The 19,330-nt window shown below is 59.0% G+C and carries 10 protein-coding genes and 2 rRNA genes (1 of these 12 running past the window's edge); 10 read left to right on the top strand and 2 right to left on the bottom strand.

Translation table 11 applies throughout. The annotated features are described in order from the left end of the window. From B7L09_RS13745 to yfiB, 8 genes are all read left to right on the top strand, one after another. Positions 1–2,750, top strand: a 23S ribosomal RNA gene (locus B7L09_RS13745) (it extends 142 nt beyond the left edge of the window). Positions 2,751–2,910: 160 nt separating this feature from the next. After that, a 5S ribosomal RNA gene (rrf, locus tag B7L09_RS13740) occupies positions 2,911–3,026 on the top strand. 156 nt (positions 3,027–3,182) lie between these two features. Then, on the top strand, positions 3,183–6,635 hold the full coding sequence (gene recC, locus B7L09_RS13735; protein ID WP_094469259.1) for an exodeoxyribonuclease V subunit gamma: 3,453 nt from the start codon (positions 3,183–3,185) through the stop codon (positions 6,633–6,635). After that, entirely contained in the window at positions 6,632–10,321 is a 3,690-nt protein-coding gene (gene recB / locus B7L09_RS13730) for an exodeoxyribonuclease V subunit beta (protein ID WP_094469258.1), read from the top strand. Before recC ends, recB begins: the two co-directional genes overlap by 4 nt. Next, a complete protein-coding gene (recD, locus tag B7L09_RS13725; protein WP_094469257.1) occupies positions 10,318–12,426 on the top strand; it encodes an exodeoxyribonuclease V subunit alpha in 2,109 nt (702 codons plus the stop codon). The genes recB and recD overlap by 4 nt, the downstream gene beginning before the upstream one ends. Before the next feature lie 117 nt (positions 12,427–12,543). Then, positions 12,544–13,119 (top strand): regulatory sequestration protein YfiR, encoded by a 576-nt coding sequence (gene yfiR, locus B7L09_RS13720; protein WP_094469256.1) that lies wholly within the window; start codon positions 12,544–12,546, stop codon positions 13,117–13,119. Next, a complete protein-coding gene (gene dgcN / locus B7L09_RS13715; RefSeq protein WP_094469255.1) occupies positions 13,116–14,384 on the top strand; it encodes a diguanylate cyclase DgcN/YfiN in 1,269 nt (422 codons plus the stop codon). The genes yfiR and dgcN overlap by 4 nt, the downstream gene beginning before the upstream one ends. Before the next feature lie 6 nt (positions 14,385–14,390). Continuing rightward, positions 14,391–14,894 carry an outer membrane lipoprotein YfiB gene (gene yfiB / locus B7L09_RS13710; protein ID WP_176457703.1) on the top strand — a complete coding sequence of 168 codons (504 nt, stop codon included), beginning with the start codon at positions 14,391–14,393 and terminating at the stop codon, positions 14,892–14,894. Here yfiB and B7L09_RS13705 read toward each other — a convergent pair. Then, positions 14,891–15,838 carry a LysR family transcriptional regulator gene (locus B7L09_RS13705; protein ID WP_094469254.1) on the bottom strand — a complete coding sequence of 316 codons (948 nt, stop codon included), beginning with the start codon at positions 15,836–15,838 and terminating at the stop codon, positions 14,891–14,893. The two genes, yfiB and B7L09_RS13705, sit on opposite strands and share 4 nt — an antisense overlap. Positions 15,839–15,987: 149 nt before the next feature. On the opposite strand from B7L09_RS13705, the gene B7L09_RS13700 reads away from it, so the two are divergent. Both B7L09_RS13700 and mmsB read left to right on the top strand, forming a co-directional pair. After that, positions 15,988–17,514, top strand: a complete 1,527-nt coding sequence (locus B7L09_RS13700) for a CoA-acylating methylmalonate-semialdehyde dehydrogenase (protein WP_094469253.1) — start codon at positions 15,988–15,990, stop codon at positions 17,512–17,514. Between the two features lie 10 nt (positions 17,515–17,524). Continuing rightward, complete coding sequence (mmsB, locus tag B7L09_RS13695) at positions 17,525–18,412, top strand: 3-hydroxyisobutyrate dehydrogenase (protein ID WP_094469252.1); 888 nt, start codon at positions 17,525–17,527, stop codon at positions 18,410–18,412. Between the two features lie 218 nt (positions 18,413–18,630). Here the strand turns inward: mmsB and B7L09_RS13690 are convergent, their stop codons facing one another. Then, complete coding sequence (locus tag B7L09_RS13690; protein ID WP_094469251.1) at positions 18,631–18,975, bottom strand: cupin domain-containing protein; 345 nt, start codon at positions 18,973–18,975, stop codon at positions 18,631–18,633. Positions 18,976–19,330 lie beyond the last annotated feature (355 nt).

Raw genomic sequence — 19,330 nt, 5'->3', positions numbered from 1 at the left:
ATGGTTACCTTACACTGAATACATAGGTGTATGGAGCGAACCAGGGGAACTGAAACATCTAAGTACCCTGAGGAAAAGAAATCAACCGAGATTCCCTTAGTAGTGGCGAGCGAACGGGGACTAGCCCTTAAGTGGCTTTGAGATTAGCGGAACGCTCTGGAAAGTGCGGCCATAGTGGGTGATAGCCCTGTACGCGAAAATCTCTTAGTCATGAAATCGAGTAGGACGGAGCACGAGAAACTTTGTCTGAATATGGGGGGACCATCCTCCAAGGCTAAATACTACTGACTGACCGATAGTGAACTAGTACCGTGAGGGAAAGGCGAAAAGAACCCCGGAGAGGGGAGTGAAATAGATCCTGAAACCGTATGCGTACAAGCAGTGGGAGCCCACTTTGTTGGGTGACTGCGTACCTTTTGTATAATGGGTCAGCGACTTATTTTCAGTGGCGAGCTTAACCGAATAGGGGAGGCGTAGCGAAAGCGAGTCTTAATAGGGCGTCTAGTCGCTGGGAATAGACCCGAAACCGGGCGATCTATCCATGGGCAGGTTGAAGGTTGGGTAACACTAACTGGAGGACCGAACCGACTACCGTTGAAAAGTTAGCGGATGACCTGTGGATCGGAGTGAAAGGCTAATCAAGCTCGGAGATAGCTGGTTCTCCTCGAAAGCTATTTAGGTAGCGCCTCATGTATCACTGTAGGGGGTAGAGCACTGTTTCGGCTAGGGGGTCATCCCGACTTACCAAACCGATGCAAACTCCGAATACCTACAAGTGCCGAGCATGGGAGACACACGGCGGGTGCTAACGTCCGTCGTGAAAAGGGAAACAACCCAGACCGTCAGCTAAGGTCCCAAAGTTATGGTTAAGTGGGAAACGATGTGGGAAGGCTTAGACAGCTAGGAGGTTGGCTTAGAAGCAGCCACCCTTTAAAGAAAGCGTAATAGCTCACTAGTCGAGTCGGCCTGCGCGGAAGATGTAACGGGGCTCAAACCATACACCGAAGCTACGGGTATCACGTAAGTGATGCGGTAGAGGAGCGTTCTGTAAGCCTGTGAAGGTGAGTTGAGAAGCTTGCTGGAGGTATCAGAAGTGCGAATGCTGACATGAGTAACGACAATGGGTGTGAAAAACACCCACGCCGAAAGACCAAGGTTTCCTGCGCAACGTTAATCGACGCAGGGTTAGTCGGTCCCTAAGGCGAGGCTGAAAAGCGTAGTCGATGGAAAACAGGTTAATATTCCTGTACTTCTGGTTATTGCGATGGAGGGACGGAGAAGGCTAGGCCAGCTTGGCGTTGGTTGTCCAAGTTTAAGGTGGTAGGCTGGAATCTTAGGTAAATCCGGGATTCTAAGGCCGAGAGCTGATGACGAGTNATCTTTTAGATGACGAAGTGGTTGATGCCATGCTTCCAAGAAAAGCTTCTAAGCTTCAGGTAACCAGGAACCGTACCCCAAACCGACACAGGTGGTTGGGTAGAGAATACCAAGGCGCTTGAGAGAACTCGGGTGAAGGAACTAGGCAAAATGGCACCGTAACTTCGGGAGAAGGTGCGCCGGTGAGGGTGAAGGACTTGCTCCGTAAGCTCATGCCGGTCGAAGATACCAGGCCGCTGCGACTGTTTATTAAAAACACAGCACTCTGCAAACACGAAAGTGGACGTATAGGGTGTGACGCCTGCCCGGTGCCGGAAGGTTAATTGATGGGGTTAGCTAACGCGAAGCTCTTGATCGAAGCCCCGGTAAACGGCGGCCGTAACTATAACGGTCCTAAGGTAGCGAAATTCCTTGTCGGGTAAGTTCCGACCTGCACGAATGGCGTAACGATGGCGGCGCTGTCTCCACCCGAGACTCAGTGAAATTGAAATCGCTGTGAAGATGCAGTGTATCCGCGGCTAGACGGAAAGACCCCGTGAACCTTTACTATAGCTTTGCACTGGACTTTGAATTTGCTTGTGTAGGATAGGTGGGAGGCTTTGAAGCGTGGACGCCAGTTCGCGTGGAGCCAACCTTGAAATACCACCCTGGCAACTTTGAGGTTCTAACTCAGGTCCGTTATCCGGATCGAGGACAGTGTATGGTGGGTAGTTTGACTGGGGCGGTCTCCTCCTAAAGAGTAACGGAGGAGTACGAAGGTGCGCTCAGACCGGTCGGAAATCGGTCGTAGAGTATAAAGGCAAAAGCGCGCTTGACTGCGAGACAGACACGTCGAGCAGGTACGAAAGTAGGTCTTAGTGATCCGGTGGTTCTGTATGGAAGGGCCATCGCTCAACGGATAAAAGGTACTCCGGGGATAACAGGCTGATACCGCCCAAGAGTTCATATCGACGGCGGTGTTTGGCACCTCGATGTCGGCTCATCACATCCTGGGGCTGAAGCCGGTCCCAAGGGTATGGCTGTTCGCCATTTAAAGTGGTACGCGAGCTGGGTTTAGAACGTCGTGAGACAGTTCGGTCCCTATCTGCCGTGGACGTTTGAGATTTGAGAGGGGCTGCTCCTAGTACGAGAGGACCGGAGTGGACGAACCTCTGGTGTTCCGGTTGTCACGCCAGTGGCATTGCCGGGTAGCTATGTTCGGAATAGATAACCGCTGAAAGCATCTAAGCGGGAAACTAGCCTCAAGATGAGATCTCACTGGGACCTTGAGTCCCCTGAAGGGCCGTCGAAGACTACGACGTTGATAGGTTGGGTGTGTAAGCGCTGTGAGGCGTTGAGCTAACCAATACTAATTGCCCGTGAGGCTTGACCATATAACACCCAAGCAATTTGCTGACCTGAAAAGGCACCAGATTGCGGTGTGTGAAGACGAAACGAACCGAAAGTTCGAATGGCTCACAAAACACCGAGATCTATCACATACCCATTCGCTGGAGCGTGCGCCGTAAGGCAAACGACCTGGCTACCGAATTTCTTGACGACCATAGAGCATTGGAACCACCTGATCCCATCCCGAACTCAGCAGTGAAACGATGCATCGCCGATGGTAGTGTGGGGTTTCCCCATGTGAGAGTAGGTCATCGTCAAGATTAAATTCCGAAACCCCTATCTGCGTATGCAGGTAGGGGTTTTGTTTTGTCCGCAGGAAAGTTCGTACAGCAACATCAGACGGCTCCCGGCTGTCACAGTCTCCCGACAATGCTAAGGTTCGGCCCTAGCTTTTGTATTTTCCCAAGGAAGCCTTTATGCCGGACGCGACGTCCCTCAGTGCTGGTTTTATGGTGGTTCACGGTAATCGCCTGGATGAGTTGCGCAGCCTGGTGGTCAGCTGGATGCGGCGCTACCCGTTGGCTCCCTTGGAAAATGAAATCGCACTGGTACAGAGCAACGGCATCGCCCAGTGGCTGAAGCTGGCTCTGGCTGAAGACCCTGAAGAAGACGACATGGGCGGCTGCGGCATTGCGGCAGCCATTGATGTTCAACTTCCGGGCAGCTTNATGTGGCAGCTCTATCGCATGGTTCTGGGCCGTGATGAAATTCCAGTCAAATCCCTACTTGATAAGGCCCCACTGACCTGGCGGCTGATGCGTCTGCTTCCGCAGCTGATCAATCAACCGCATTTCGAACCGCTGCAGCGTTTCCTCACCCACGACACTGACCTGCGCAAACGCTATCAACTCGCAGAGCGGTTGGCCGACNTGTTCGACCAATACCAGGTATACCGGGCCGACTGGCTCGAAGATTGGGCGGAAGGTCGTCATCAATTGCGAAACGGCAGAGGCGAAGCCAAGCTCCTGACCCCAGCCAACTGCTGGCAGGCAGAGTTGTGGCGGGCTCTGTTGCTGGATGTGGGTGAGCAAGGTATGGCGCAAAGCCGTGCCGGTGTTCATCAACGGTTCATCGAACGTATCAACAGCCTCGACGTGGCACCCAGAGGACTACCTTCTCGGGTGATCGTTTTCGGGATCTCCTCTCTCCCGGCACAAGCGCTCGAAGCTCTCGCCGGACTGGCGCGATTCAGCCAGGTCCTGCTTTGCGTACACAACCCATGTCGTCACCATTGGGCAGACATCGTCGCCGATAAAGACCTTTTGCGGCATCAATACAAGCGCCAGGCTCGCAAGAGCGGGATGCCTGTTGTGCTTGATCCGCAAACCCTTCATCAACATGCTCACCCGCTATTGGCGGCATGGGGCAAGCAGGGGCGGGACTACATCAATCTGCTCGACAGCTACGACGATCCCAGCAGCTACCGCTCGGCATTTCGTGATGGGCGCATCGACTTGTTCAGTGATAGCCAGCCACAGACCATGCTTAACCAGTTGCAGGACGACATCCTTGAACTGCGCCCCCTCAACGAAACCCGCGAACTCTGGCCGCCTGTCGATCTCAATCAGGACGCATCGATTCGTTTCCACATCGCCCATAGCGCCCAGCGCGAAGTGGAGATCCTCCACGATCAGCTGCTCGCACGCTTCAGTGCCGATCCAGAATTGAAGCCTCGCGACGTGATCGTGATGGTCCCGGACATCGACAGCTACGCACCGCATATCCGTGCAGTCTTCGGTCAACTTGATCGCTTCGATCCGCGCTTCATCCCCTTCACACTCGCGGACCAAGGCCAGCGCGGTCGTGATCCGCTGCTGATTGCTGTCGAACATCTACTCAAACTGCCGGACAGCCGTTTCCCCGTCAGTGAAATCCTCGATCTGCTGGATGTTCCTTCACTGCGCGCTCGCTTCGGTGTCGAGGAACGTGACCTGCCCACCCTGCATCGCTGGATCGAAGGCGCAGGTATTCGTTGGGGAATGAATGCCGAGCAACGTGCAGGTCTGGGCTTGCCAAACGAGCTGGAGCAAAACAGTTGGCGATTCGGCTTGCGCCGGATGCTGCTCGGTTATGCCGTCGGCAGCGCCGCCGCCTGCGAGGGCATTGAGCCTTACGACGAAATTGGCGGTCTGGATGCTGCGCTCATCGGTCCTTTGGTCGCACTGCTGGACGCGTTGGAGATTGCCCACCAGGAGCTGACTCAACCGGCACCGCCCAAGCAATGGGGCGTCAGGATGCAGGTTTTGGTGCAGTTGTTCTTCCAGGCCAGCAATGAACATGACGACTATTTGTTGGGCCAACTTGAAGAACTGCGGGAAACCTGGCTCGAGACCTGCGAATCAGTGGGCTTGCATGATGAGCTGCCTTTGACCGTGGTCCGTGAAGCCTGGCTGGCAGGCCTCGACCAGGGCCGCCTTTCCCAGCGCTTCCTGGCCGGGGCGGTCAATTTCTGCACCTTGATGCCGATGCGGGCAATCCCCTTCAAACTCGTTTGTCTGCTCGGGATGAATGATGGAGATTACCCGCGCGCACAACCGCCGCTGGACTTCGACCTGATGGGCAGCGACTACCGCCCCGGCGACCGTTCACGCCGTGAAGACGACCGCTACCTGCTGCTCGAAGCCCTGCTGTCAGCCCGCGACCAGCTGTATATCAGTTGGGTCGGCCGCAGCATCCGTGACAACAGCGACCGCCCGGCCTCCGTACTGATTGGCCAACTGCGCGATCATCTCGCCGGTGGCTGGCGATTACAGGCCGACAGTAAAAAACTGCTGGAAGCCATGACTCAGGAACACCCGCTGCAACCCTTCAGCGCCCGCTATTTTCATGAAGGCGATGACCTGTTCAGCTTCGCAAGCGAGTGGCAGGTGCTTCATCAAGCCAGTGAACAGGCAACGGACATCAAGCCCCTTGATGCCTATGTTCAGGAAGAGCCGCTGAGCCTCGGTCAATTGCAGGACTTCCTGCGCAATCCCGTGCGACATTTTTTCAGTCAGCGACTCAAGGTGTACTTCGAAGCGGCTGAGGCCCCCCTGGCCGACGAAGAGCCCTTTGTACTCGACGCTCTCCAACGCTATAGCCTCAGTGACAGTTTGCTCGAAGCGGCGCTCGGGCAACTGGATCACGCCGACGATGCGCTTGAGGCCCAGGCCAAACGTTTACAAAACAGTGGGCTCTTGCCCATGGCCGGTTTCGGCGAATGCCTGCAGCGAGAGTTGATCGAGCCACTGCCGGATCTGTTGCAGCGTTATCAACAACTCCTTGCGTTGTGGCCGACACCGCTCACCAGTGCGTTGCCAGTCAACCTCGAACTGGAAGGCCTGCGCCTGGAAGGCTGGCTCAGTGGCCTGCACCAACGTGCGGATGGCGGCCTGCTGTCAGTCACCACCATTCCTAACAGCATCGGTTCGATCAAGACCCGCAAGTGGCATCGTCTGACGCGACCCTGGGTCAATCACTTGGTGGCTTGCGCCAGCGGCATGTCGATGACCACCGCGCTGGTCGCCAGTGACGACAGTCTGCTACTGGCCCCTTTGGAACTGGGCGCTGCACGGCATGCCCTGAGTAACCTGTTGCAAGCGTGGCAAACCGGCATGCGCCAACCCCTGCCGATTGCCGTGAAAACCGCCTTCGCGTGGCTCTCTCAAACTGACCCGGCCAAAGCCGACGCCGCCGCTCGCAAGGCCTATGAAGGCGACGGTCAAACCACCGACGGCGAACGTCGCGAAAGCCCGGCACTGGCACGACAGTTCGCCGATTTCGACGCTCTGACCGACGAGGAGACCTTCCCCGATTGGTGCAACGCTTTGTACAAACCGATGCTTGAAGCCCCCTGGCGTTCATTGACCAGCGAGGAGGCGCGCTCATGACTACGAAAACACCGCTGGCCCTTGCTTTTCCCTTGAGCGGCAGCCAACTGATCGAAGCCAGCGCCGGTACCGGCAAGACGTTCACCATTTCTGCGCTGTACCTGCGTCTGGTCCTCGGTCACGGTGGCGAATCGAGTGGGTTTGGGCGTGAACTGTTGCCGCCGCAAATCCTCGTGGTCACGTTCACTGATGCCGCGACGAAAGAGCTGCGCGAACGTATTCGTACCCGTCTGGCCGAAGCGGCCCGATACTTTCGTGACGAGACCCAGGCACCCGATAGCCTCATCGCGGAATTGCGTGACCAGTACCTCCCCGAACAGTGGTCCGGCTGTGCGAACCGTCTGGACATTGCCGCGCAGTGGATGGATGAAGCCGCCGTCTCGACCATCCACAGTTGGTGCCAGCGCATGCTGCGCGAACACGCGTTCGACAGCGGCAGCCTGTTCACCCAGACCCTGGAAACCGACCACAGCGACCTGCTCGGCGAAGTGCTGCGCGACTACTGGCGGCTGTTCTGCTATCCGATGCAAGGTGATGCACTGAACTGGGTGCGGGGTAATTGGGGTGGTCCGGCGGCGTTATTGCCGCGAGTACGCAGTTTGTTCGCCAGTGAGCGTGACAGCGTTGAAGGCAAGGAACCTGCCGAGCTGATCGCCGAGTGCTTGCAGGAACGGCGCTTGGCCTTGCTCGAACTCAAGATGCCCTGGCGCCAATGGGCGGACGAACTGCTTGCCATCTGTCACCAAGGTGTTGCGAGCAAAAGTGTCGACGGTCGAAAGATGCAGGCACGTTATTTCGAACCCTGGTTCGAAAAACTCAAAGCCTGGGCCGAAGATGAATCCCTTGAGCAACTGGATATCGGCACGGGCTTCACTCGCCTGACGCCTGACGGCATGGCCGAAGCCTGGAAAGGCGACGCTCCCAGTCATCCGGGGCTGGACGCCATGCCCGCGCTCAAGGCCAGCCTAGACGGTTTGCCAACCCCCGACGCAGCCGTTCTGCAACATGCCGCGCAGTGGGTCGGGGCACGGTTCGAAGAAGAAAAACGTCGCCGCGCGGAGATGGGCTTCGACGACATGCTGCTGCGCCTTGATGCGGCGTTGCAATCCGAAGGTGGTGAACGCCTGGCGACCCTGATTCGCGAGCAGTTTCCAGTGGCGTTGATCGATGAATTCCAGGACACCGACCCGGTGCAGTACCGGATTTTCGAAAGCATCTATCGCATCGAAGACAACAACCCCGAATGCGGCCTGTTTCTGATCGGCGACCCCAAGCAAGCGATCTACGCCTTTCGCGGCGCCGACATCTACACCTACCTGCGCGCCCGCCAGGCCACCGCCGGCCGTCTGCATACACTGGGTACGAATTTCCGTTCCAGCCATGGCATGGTCAATGCGGTGAACCATGTGTTCGAGCGCGCGGAGTCTCGTGAGCTGGGGCGCGGCGCGTTTCTGTTTCGTGAAAAGAACGGTGAGAACCCGGTACCGTTCCTGCCCGTCGAATCCCAAGGGCGTAAAGAAGTTCTGCACATCGATGGCCAGCTCGTGCCGGCTCTGAACATCTGGCACCTGTCCGCCGATCAGCCGCTGTCCGGCGCGGAATACCGACAAAAACTCGCCGCCGCGTGCGCCAGTGAAATCACTGCGTTACTCAATGGTGGCCAGGAAGGTCGGGCAGGTTTCATCGAGAAGGACAAAAACTTGCGGGGCCTGCTGCCTGCGGACATTGCGATTCTGGTTCGCGATGGCAAAGAGGCCCAGGCCGTGCGTGGCGAACTGTCTGCACGCGGGGTACGCAGCGTTTATCTGTCAGACAAGGATTCAGTGTTCGCCGCTCAAGAAGCCCACGACCTGCTGACCTGGCTCAAAGCCTGTGCCGAGCCGGATGTCGAGCGACCGCTGCGAGCCGCATTGGCCAGCATCACGCTGAACCTTTCCCTGCCGGAACTGGAACGTCTGAATCAGGACGAACTGGCGTGGGAAACCCGNGTCATGCAGTTCCGTGGTTATCGCGAGCTGTGGCGCAAGCAAGGCGTGCTACCCATGTTGCGGCGCTTGCTGCATGACTTCCAGTTGCCCCGATCGTTGATCGCGCGCAGCGACGGCGAACGTGTACTGACTAACTTGCTGCACCTGTCCGAGCTATTGCAACAGGCCGCTGCCGAACTCGATGGCGAGCAAGCGCTGATTCGTCATTTGTCCGAGCATCTGGCGTTGTCCGGTCAGGCCGGTGAAGAACAGATCCTGCGCCTGGAAAGCGATGAGCAACTGGTCAAAGTGGTCACCATTCACAAGTCCAAAGGCCTGGAATACGACCTGGTGTTTTTGCCCTTTATCTGCTCGGCCAAACCGGTGGATGGCAGCCGATTGCCGCTGCATTACCACGATGCAAACGGCAAGGCGCAGGTGACGTTGAAGCCGACTGCCGAGTTGATCGCCCTGGCCGATGATGAACGTCTGGCCGAGGATCTGCGTTTGCTCTATGTCGCCCTGACCCGGGCGCAACATGCCTGCTGGCTGGGTGTGACCGATCTCAAGCGCGGCAATAACAACAGCTCGGTACTGCACCTTTCTGCGTTGGGTTACTTGCTTGGCGGCGGTGCCCCTCTGGCCGAGTCCGCAGGTTTGAAACGCTGGCTCGAAGACCTCCAGCAGGACTGCCCGGCACTTCTGTACGGTGATATGCCGCCAGCAACGGCCGAGCATTACCATCCCCCACGCAATGACGCGACGCTGCTTGCGCCGCTGATACCCAAGCGCAAGGCCAGTGAAAACTGGTGGATTGCTTCTTACAGCGCTTTGCGTATCGGCGACAGCCTGAGCGTGGGCAGTGACGAAGCCCCGGAGAACCCGCAGGCGCAAAAGCTCTTTGACGATGAACGTCTTGATCCGCAGGCGCCACGAGACGTGGCCGCCGGTGGTGCCGATATCCACCGATTCCCCCGTGGTCCCAACCCCGGCACCTTTCTCCATGGTTTGCTGGAGTGGGCCGGTGACGAAGGTTTTTCTGCTGCACCACAAGTCGTGGAAGATGCCATTGCCCGCCGCTGCAATCGCCGTGGCTGGGAAGGCTGGATCAGCACCCTGAGCGATTGGCTGCAGCACTTGCTCAAGTCTTCGTTGCACCTCGGCGGGGGGCAGCCTCCGGTCGTGTTCGAGCAGCTCATCCAATACCGGGTCGAGATGGAGTTTTGGTTCGCCAGCCATAAAGTCGACGTGCTCAAACTGGATGAACTGGTGCGCCAATACACCCATAACGGTGTGTCCCGGGTCGCCGCCGAACCGGTGTTGCTCAACGGCATGTTCAAGGGCTTTATCGACCTGACCTTCGAACACGACGGCCGCTATTACGTGGCCGACTACAAATCCAACTGGCTCGGCCCCGACGATTCGGCCTACACCCAAGACGCGATGGAGCAGTCGATTCTCGACAATCGTTACGACCTGCAATACGTGTTGTACCTGTTGGCCCTGCATCGCCAACTCAAGGCGCGGCTTGCCGACTACGATTACGACCGGCATGTCGGTGGCGCGCTGTATTTGTTCTTGCGCGGCACACGGGCATCCACCCAGGGCGTCTATTTCGCCCGTCCGCCCAGAGAGCTGATCGAGCGTCTGGATCGACTCTTCCAGGGCAAGCCAGAACCCAAGGCCGAGCCTGCCTGGGAACAGGGAGTATTACTATGAGCCGCACCTTCGCCGATTTGCTGCCCACGCCATTGGCAGCCGACAGCCTGGCGGATCTGGCACCCCTGAGTCGCGCCGATGACTTGTTGCTTTTACTCTCGCGCTGGGTCGAACGCGGCTGGCTGCGGGCGCTGGACAAGGCCTTTGTGGCCTTCCTCCATGAGCTTGCCCCCGACGACGATCCGTTGGTGTTGCTCGCCGCCGCATTGACCAGTCACCAACTGGGTCACGGCCATGTCTGCCTGGACCTGTTCGAGACGCTCAAAGAGCCGGATTTTGCCCTGTCGCTGCCACCGGAAGGCGATCTGCAAAGTGGCGCGATGGTGTTGCCGTCGCAATTGCTTGAAGCACTGGATGGCGCCCATTGGTGCAAGGTCCTGGCGTCCAGCCGTCTGGTGGCTCTGGCGGTCGATGGTCGTGAGGCTGCGCAATCACGGCCCTTGGTGTTGTCGGGCAAGCGCCTGTACCTGCGCCGCTACTGGGTTTACGAAAGACGCATCGACAACGCCCTGCGCCTGCGCCTCGCTGAACACGAAACAACGCCGGATGACTTGCCCCAGCGACTCACTGGCTTATTCGGTCCAGCCAGCCCCGGCGAAGTGATCGACTGGCAGAAACTCGCCTGTGCCCTGGCTACCCGCAGCGCGTTCAGTATTGTCACCGGCGGCCCGGGGACCGGTAAAACCACCACCGTCGTGCGGTTGCTGGCATTGCTCCAGGCGCCAGCGGTGGAGGCCGGCAAACCGTTGCGAATCCGCCTTGCCGCACCCACCGGTAAAGCGGCGGCACGGTTGACGGAATCCATCAGCCAGCAAGTCCGGACGCTGGAAGTCGATGAAAATGTAAGAAACAAGATCCCCTCTGACGTGACGACCGTGCACCGCTTGCTTGGCAGTCGCCCCGGCACCCGGCACTTCCGTCACCATGCCGGCAACCCTTTGCCTTTGGATGTGCTGGTGGTGGACGAAGCCTCGATGATCGACCTGGAAATGATGGCCAACCTGTTGGACGCCTTACCGCCCCACGCCCGCTTGGTGTTGCTGGGCGACAAGGACCAACTCGCCTCGGTGGAGGCCGGCGCCGTGCTCGGCGATTTGTGCCGCGACGCTGAGGCCGGTTGGTACAGCCCGCAAACGCGCCAGTGGCTGGAGACGGTCAGTGGTGAAAGCCTGGAAGCCAGCGGTTTGCAGGAAGACGCTGACGCAACTCATCCCCTGGCCCAGCAAGTAGTGATGCTGCGTCACTCGCGCCGGTTCGGTGAGGGCAGCGGCATTGGCCAGTTGGCGCGTTGGGTCAACCAGCAGCAACCGGAGGAAGCCCGCACGTTGCTCGCAGCTCGAAGTCACGCCGACGTGTTTTCCCTGCCCCTCAAAGGTGAGCACGACCGGGCGCTGGAACGCTTGCTGCTCGAAGGCCATGGCGACGGACCGCAAGGTTATCGCCACTACCTGAGTCTGCTGCGCAGCCAGCGGCCACCGCTCGACAGCTTGCTCGAAGACTCACGCTGGACCGATTGGGCGCGTCAGGTATTGCAAGCTTTCGACGCCTTCCAGTTGTTGTGCGCGGTACGCAAAGGGCCGTGGGGCGTGGAGGGGTTGAATCAACGTGTGACCGCCGCGCTGCTCAAGGCTCGACTGATCGACAGCGACCAGCAATGGTACGAAGGTCGACCGGTATTGATGACGCGTAATGACTATGGCCTGGGGTTGATGAACGGTGACATCGGCATTGCCCTCAAACTGCCGGAGCGTGATGGGCCTGAGGCAGGGAAGCACGTGCTGCGTGTGGCGTTCCCGCGCAATGATGGCCAGGGTGGCGTGCGATTCGTTCTGCCGAGTCGACTCAACGATGTCGAAACGGTTTATGCCATGACCGTACACAAATCCCAGGGCTCGGAGTTTGCCCATACGGCTTTGATTCTGCCGGATGCCCTGAACCCTGTACTGACCAAGGAGCTGATCTACACCGGGATCACCCGGGCCAAGAACTGGTTCACCCTGATCGAACCTCGTGCCGGGGTGTTCGAGGAGGCGGTGCGGCGCAAGGTCAAGCGCTTGAGCGGGTTGATGCTGGAGTTGGAGGATGGGATTGAGCCGAGCCATTGAAAGGGTGGCACGGCACGCCGGAAACTGTCCGAAGTGCCGTAGTGCACCGCCTCGCTGGGGGGTAAACGCTATGCTATCGTTGCGGCATTATTTCGTAACATCGAAGAGAATCCCTGCATGAAGGTGGCTGTCTGGACGACAGGGCGCGTCGTTGGCCGCAAGCAAGTGCTGCTCGCGGGGTTTCTTTGTTTGCTGACCGGTGTTGTGTTCGCTCAATCGGAAACTCCGGTGAGCATGGCCGACCAACGCGCCAGATCGGTCACTCAGGTAGTCCTCGGGATTCTCAGTTACGCGCGCTGGCCTGTTGAGCCTGCACAACTGCGCCTGTGCGTGGTCGGGCCGACCCAATACACCGACGACCTGGTCAAGGGCACGACCCAGGCGACCGGCCGTCCGGTTGTGGTGCGCCGGCTGTTGGCCGATAACCCGTCGATTGTCAGTGAATGCGATGCGGTGTACATCGGCAAGTTGACCGATGACGAGCGCCGCCAACTTTTTGCTTCGCTGACAGGACGCCCGGTGCTGAGCATCAGCGAAAGTGACGATCAATGCACCGTGGGCAGTCTGTTTTGCCTGAAGGTCACGGATGACCAGGTGTCTTTCGAGGTCAACCTCGACTCCGTCGCCCGCAGCGGCGTGCGCATTCACCCCAGCGTGCTGCAACTGTCCCGCCGCAAGCCGGCGGCGCCATGAGTCTATTCAAACCGGATAGTCGCCCAACCTTGCGCTCGGTCATTGGCCGCGGACATTTGATCGTCGCCCTGATAGCCGTGGCCATGGCCAGCCTCTCGCTGACCCTGCTGGGTGTGTTGGCGTTGCGGGTGTATGCCGACCACAACCTGCACCTGATCGCGCGCTCCATCAACTACACCGTGGAAGCCGCGGTGGTGTTCAACGACAAAGCCGCAGCCACTGAGGCCCTGGCATTGATCGCCTCCACTGAAGAAGTCGCTGACGCCAGGGTGCTGGACGAAAAAGGCCGGTTACTGGCCCGTTGGCAACGACCGGAAAGCGGCTTGTTCTCCGATCTGGAATTGCAGATCGCCAAAGCCTTTCTGGAAAAACCCATCGACATGCCGATCGTTCATCAAGGTCGGGACATCGGCAGCATTCAGCTCACCGGTCACGGTGGCAGCCTGATGCGCTTTCTGCTCAGTGGCCTGATGGGCATTATTCTGTGCACGGCCATCAGCGCCTGGGTCGCACTCTATCTGGCGCGCCGACAACTTCGCGGGATCACGGGGCCATTGCGCAGCCTCGCCACGGTGGCTCACGCGGCTCGCATTGATCGAGCCTTCGACCGGCGCGTGCCGCCCGCCGACATTGCCGAACTCGACAACCTGGGCAACGACTTCAATGCCTTGCTCGATGAACTCGAATCCTGGCAAAGCCACCTGCAAAGCGAAAACGAAACACTCGCCCACCAGGCCAGCCACGACAGCCTGACGGGGCTGCCCAATCGCGCGTTTTTCGAAGGCCGACTGATTCGCGCGCTGCGCAATGCCCACAAGCTCAATGAGCGCGTGGCCGTGCTGTTTCTCGACAGCGATCGTTTCAAGGAAATCAATGACAGCTTCGGTCATGCCGCCGGTGACGCCGTGCTGGTTGCCGTCGCCAGCAGGGTTCGGGCGCAGTTGCGCGAAGAGGATCTGGTGGCGCGTCTGGGCGGCGACGAATTTGCAGTGCTGCTGACGCCGCTGCACAAAACCGAAGACGCCGAGCGGATTGCTGACAAGATCCTCGCCAGCATGGAAGTCCCAATCCCGTTACCGGGTCATACCCAGGTCCTGACTTCACTCAGTATCGGTATTGCCGTGTACCCGGATCATGGCGCCACTCCCGGCGCGTTGCTCAATGCCGCCGATGCGGCGATGTACCAGGCCAAGCGCGTTTCCCGCGGTGCACAGCACACGTCCGGGTCGGAGCACCCGGTCGCCCACGTACACACCAGGAGCTAAATTGTCGTGTTCTCAATCACCCAGCGTTCCCTGCGATTTTTCGCAATCACCTTGTTCATGGCCGTCCTTGCATTGACCGGGTGCCAGACCGCACCGCAAAAGGGCCTGACCCCGGCGCAAATCACTGTACTCAAACAGCAAGGCTTCGAGCTGACCGATGAGGGCTGGGCGTTCGGTCTATCCGGCAAAGTGCTGTTTGGCAGTGACGACGACAGCCTGAACGCCGCCAGTACCGGGATCGTCCAACAGATCGGCAAGGCCTTGCTGGGTGTCGGCATCGAGCGAGTGCGGGTCGACGGCCACACCGATACCTCCGGCAAAGAGTCCTACAACGAACAGCTCTCCCTGCGTCGTGCGAAAAGCGTCGGCAAGGTGCTGACCACGGTGGGCATGAAAGAAGAAAACATCCAACTGCGCGGTCTTGGCAGCAGTCAGCCGGTGACGTCGAACGACACCGCCTCTGGTCGCACCGAAAACCGCCGGGTATCGATCGTGGTGAGCGCCGATTAGTCGGCGAACAGCATCTCCCGGCTTTCGCCCATCAACAGACCCTGATTCTGTTCAGTGACGGCGCGGATGTAATCCCACAACAGGGTGATCCGCTTGAGCTTGCGCAGGTCCTCGCGGCAGTACATCCAGAACTGCCGGGTGATGTTGATCTCTTCCGGCAACACCGGCAGCAAGCGCGGGTCCTGAGCCGCGAGGAAGCACGGCAGAATCGCCAATGACCGTCCTTGCTGCGCCGCCACGAATTGCGCGATCACGCTGGTGCTGCGCAAGTTGGCGCTGGCGCCGGGCAACACATTCGCCAGGTACAACAGCTCCGAGCTGAACGCCAGATCGTCGACATAACTGATGAATGAATGCTTGCCCAAGTCTGCCGGGCGGCGGATCGGTGGGTGCTTGTCCAGATAATCCTGAGTCGCGTAGAGCTGTAGCTTGTAATCGCAGAGTTTGCAGCAGACGTAAGGGCCATGNTCCGGGCGCTCCAGGGCGATGACGATGTCGGCTTCGCGCTTGGACAGGCTGATGAAGTGGGGCAGTGGCAGGATGTCCACCGAGATCGCCGGGTAGGCGTCGACGAAATGGCTCAGCTGCGGGGTGATGAAAAAACTGCCGAAGCCTTCGGTGCAACCCATGCGGACATGCCCGGACAGCGCCACGCCGGAGCCTGAAACCTGTTCGCAGGCCATGTGCAGCGTGCTTTCAATCGATTCCGCGTAACCGAGCAATCGCTGACCTTCGGCGGTCAGGACAAAACCGCTGGTCCGGGATTTTTCGAACAGCAAGGTGCCGAGCGACACTTCCAAAGAACTGATGCGCCGCGACACGGTGGTGTAGTCCACCGCCAGGCGCTTGGCGGCCACGCTGGCCTTGCGGGTGCGGGCCACTTCGAGGAAAAACTTCAGGTCATCCCAGTTCAGGGAGCCCAATGACGTGATGTTTTTTTGCATATTGGACCGGCTTTTATGTGCGTTCTTATTAGAAGTTTGCACATCTATACTCCAAAAACAGTCCGACAACCAATTCGCGACACACGCCTCATCTCAAGGCGACTTATCCGCCTTGGCTCCCTGCATAACAATAAGTATTGGAGACCAGCATGAACGCATCGCTCACGCCCAACGAAACCACTGTCCAGACCGTCAAGTTGTTGATCAACGGCGAGTGGGTCGAGTCCCAGACCACCGANTGGCAAGACATCGTTAACCCGGCCACCCAGCAAGTGCTGGCCAAAGTCCCTTTCGCCACCGCCGATGAAGTCAACGCCGCCATCGACGCCGCCCACAGCGCCTTCCAGACCTGGAAGCTGACGCCTATTGGCGCGCGCATGCGCATCATGCTCAAGCTGCAAGCCCTGATCCGTGAACACTCCAAACGCATCGCTGTGGTCCTGAGTGCCGAACAGGGCAAGACCATCGCCGACGCTGAGGGCGACATCTTCCGCGGCCTGGAAGTGGTCGAGCACGCTTGCTCCATCGGCAGCCTGCAAATGGGCGAGTTTGCCGAGAACGTCGCCGGCGGTGTTGATACCTACACCCTGCGTCAGCCTATCGGCGTGTGCGCCGGCATTACCCCGTTCAACTTCCCGGCGATGATTCCGCTGTGGATGTTCCCGATGGCGATTGCCTGCGGTAACACCTTCGTGCTCAAACCATCCGAGCAAGACCCGCTATCGACTATGTTGCTGGTGGAGCTGGCGCTGGAAGCCGGCGTACCGGCTGGCGTGCTCAATGTGGTGCACGGCGGCAAGGACGTGGTGGATGCGCTGTGCACCCATAAAGACATCAAGGCCGTGTCCTTCGTCGGCTCGACTGCCGTTGGCACGCACGTCTACGACTTGGCCGGTAAACACGGCAAGCGCGTGCAATCGATGATGGGCGCCAAGAACCACGCCGTGGTGCTGCCGGACGCCAACCGCGAACACACCTTGAATGCGCTGGTCGGCGCCGGTTTCGGCGCGGCGGGCCAGCGTTGCATGGCTACGTCCGTAGTGGTGCTGGTCGGCGCGGCCAAGCAATGGCTGCCTGATCTGAAAGCGCTGGCGCAAAAACTCACGGTGAATGCCGGCAGCGAGCCGGGCACTGACGTTGGCCCGGTGATCTCGAAAAAAGCCAAACAGCGGATTCTCGATCTGATCGAAAGCGGCATCAAGGAAGGCGCCAAGCTGGAGCTCGATGGTCGCGACGTGACCGTTCCAGGCTTCGAAAAGGGCAACTTTGTCGGCCCGACCCTGTTCTCGGGCGTGACCACCGATATGCAGATCTACACCCAGGAAATCTTCGGCCCGGTGCTGGTAGTGCTCGAAGTTGCGACCCTCGATGAAGCCATCGCGCTGGTCAACGCCAACCCATTCGGCAACGGCACCGGCCTGTTCACCCAAAGCGGTGCAGCGGCGCGTAAGTTCCAGAGTGAAATCGATGTAGGCCAGGTCGGCATCAACATCCCGATTCCGGTGCCGGTGCCATTCTTCAGCTTTACCGGTTCGCGTGGCTCCAAGCTCGGCGACCTCGGCCCGTACGGCAAGCAAGTGGTGCAGTTCTACACTCAGACCAAGACGGTCACCAGTCGCTGGTTCGATGACGACAGCGTCAACGACGGTGTGAATACCACCATCAACTTGCGTTAAGGAGCGGGACATGAAAATCGCTTTTATCGGCTTGGGCAACATGGGCGCGCCCATGGCCCGCAACCTGATCAAGGCCGGCCACGCGCTGAACCTGTTCGACCTGAACCAGACCGTTCTGGCCGAGCTGGAACAACTGGGCGGCAGCATCAGCGCTTCGGCCCGTGAAGCGGCGCAAGGTGCGGAATTGGTCATCACCATGCTGCCCGCCGCTGTGCATGTGCGCAGCGTGTGGCTGGGTGAGGACGGCGTGCTCGCCGGGATCGGCAAGGGTGTGCCAGCCGTGGATTGCAGCACCATCGACCCGCAGACTGCGCGCGATGTGGCAGCCGCTGCGGCCAAGCAAGGCGTGGCCATGGCCGATGCGCCGGTCTCTGGCGGTACGGGCGGCGCCAGCGCGGGCACCCTGACTTTCATGGTCGGCGCCACGCCAGAACTGTTCGCCACCCTGCAACCGGTGTTGGCGCAGATGGGCCGCAACATCGTGCATTGCGGCGACGTCGGCACCGGCCAGATCGCCAAGATCTGCAACAACCTGCTGCTGGGCATCAGCATGGTCGGCGTCAGTGAAGCCATGGCGTTGGGCGATGCGCTGGGTATCGACACCCAGGTGCTGGCCGGGATCATCAACAGCTCGACCGGGCGTTGCTGGAGTTCCGACANNTACAACCCGTGGCCCGGCATCGTCGAAACGGCGCCGGCCTCGCGCGGTTATACCGGCGGGTTCGGTGCCGAACTGATGCTCAAGGATCTGGGGCTGGCCACCGAAGCCGCGCGCCAGGCGAAGCAACCGGTGATTCTGGGCGCTGTGGCCCAGCAGTTGTATCAATCGATGAGCCAGCGCGGGGAAGGGGGCAAGGACTTCTCGGCGATCATCAACAGCTATCGCAAGCCCGAATAGGGCGTTTTCCGGGGGCCTGCCGCTGGCGGGCTCCCGGGTTTTTGCGGGTCACGCAAACACAAAATACTTACGCACCGTCTCGACCACTTCCCANGTATCAAGCGATGAGCCAGCGTGGGGAAGGTGGTAAAGACTTCTCGGCGATCATCAACAGCTATCGCAAACCCCAATAAGGGTTTTCCGGGAACCCGCGTCGGGCGGGTTCCCGGTTTTTTGCATCAGGCAAACACGAAATACTTGCGCACGGTTTCAACCACTTCCCACGTGCCTTTCATTCCCGGCTCGATGACGAAAATATCACCGGCACGCAGATGGATCGGCTCTTTACCTTCCGGGGTGATGATGCAATACCCCTCGTGGAAATGGCAGTATTCCCACTTCACGTACTCCACGTACCACTTGCCCGGTGTGCAGATCCAGGTGCCCATGATCTTGCTGCCGTCTTCGCTGGTGTAGGCGTTGAGGTTGACAGTGTGCGGGTCGCCTTCGAGTTTTTCCCATTTGCAGGCATCCAGGACCGGCAGAGGGTGGGTGTCGCGCAGTACGGTAATAGGTGCGGTCATGTGGACTCCGGGCAGCGGGTTCAAGAACTGAAGTCGCACCCTATAGCGCCCCGCACTCGGTCAGTTGTCTGTGCTCGACACTCAGTTACCCAGAAGCGCTGTGCCGGTTTGCACGGATTGGTTAGTCATCCCTCAACACGCCGTGTTTAACGACTGCGCTGATATAGCACGACAGTTATAAAGTTATAACTATTTTACTTGTTCGGTTTTTACTCTTTATACGTCTGTCCTGCGAGCCGGAAGTTAATACTTTCGCGTCTACCCATGTTTGGCCATCGAGACACTGCGTGCCCCACCATACGCAGCCTTTGTTAAGTAAATAAGTCGAGTGGCGCAAGGCTGCGCACCAATCGAG

The organism is Pseudomonas mandelii (assembly GCF_002251635.1).
In the GTDB taxonomy this organism is placed as follows: domain Bacteria; phylum Pseudomonadota; class Gammaproteobacteria; order Pseudomonadales; family Pseudomonadaceae; genus Aquipseudomonas; species Aquipseudomonas mandelii_B.
The sequence above is the reverse complement of the archived record's forward strand: the minus strand, read 5'-3'. Positions and strand labels throughout refer to the sequence as shown.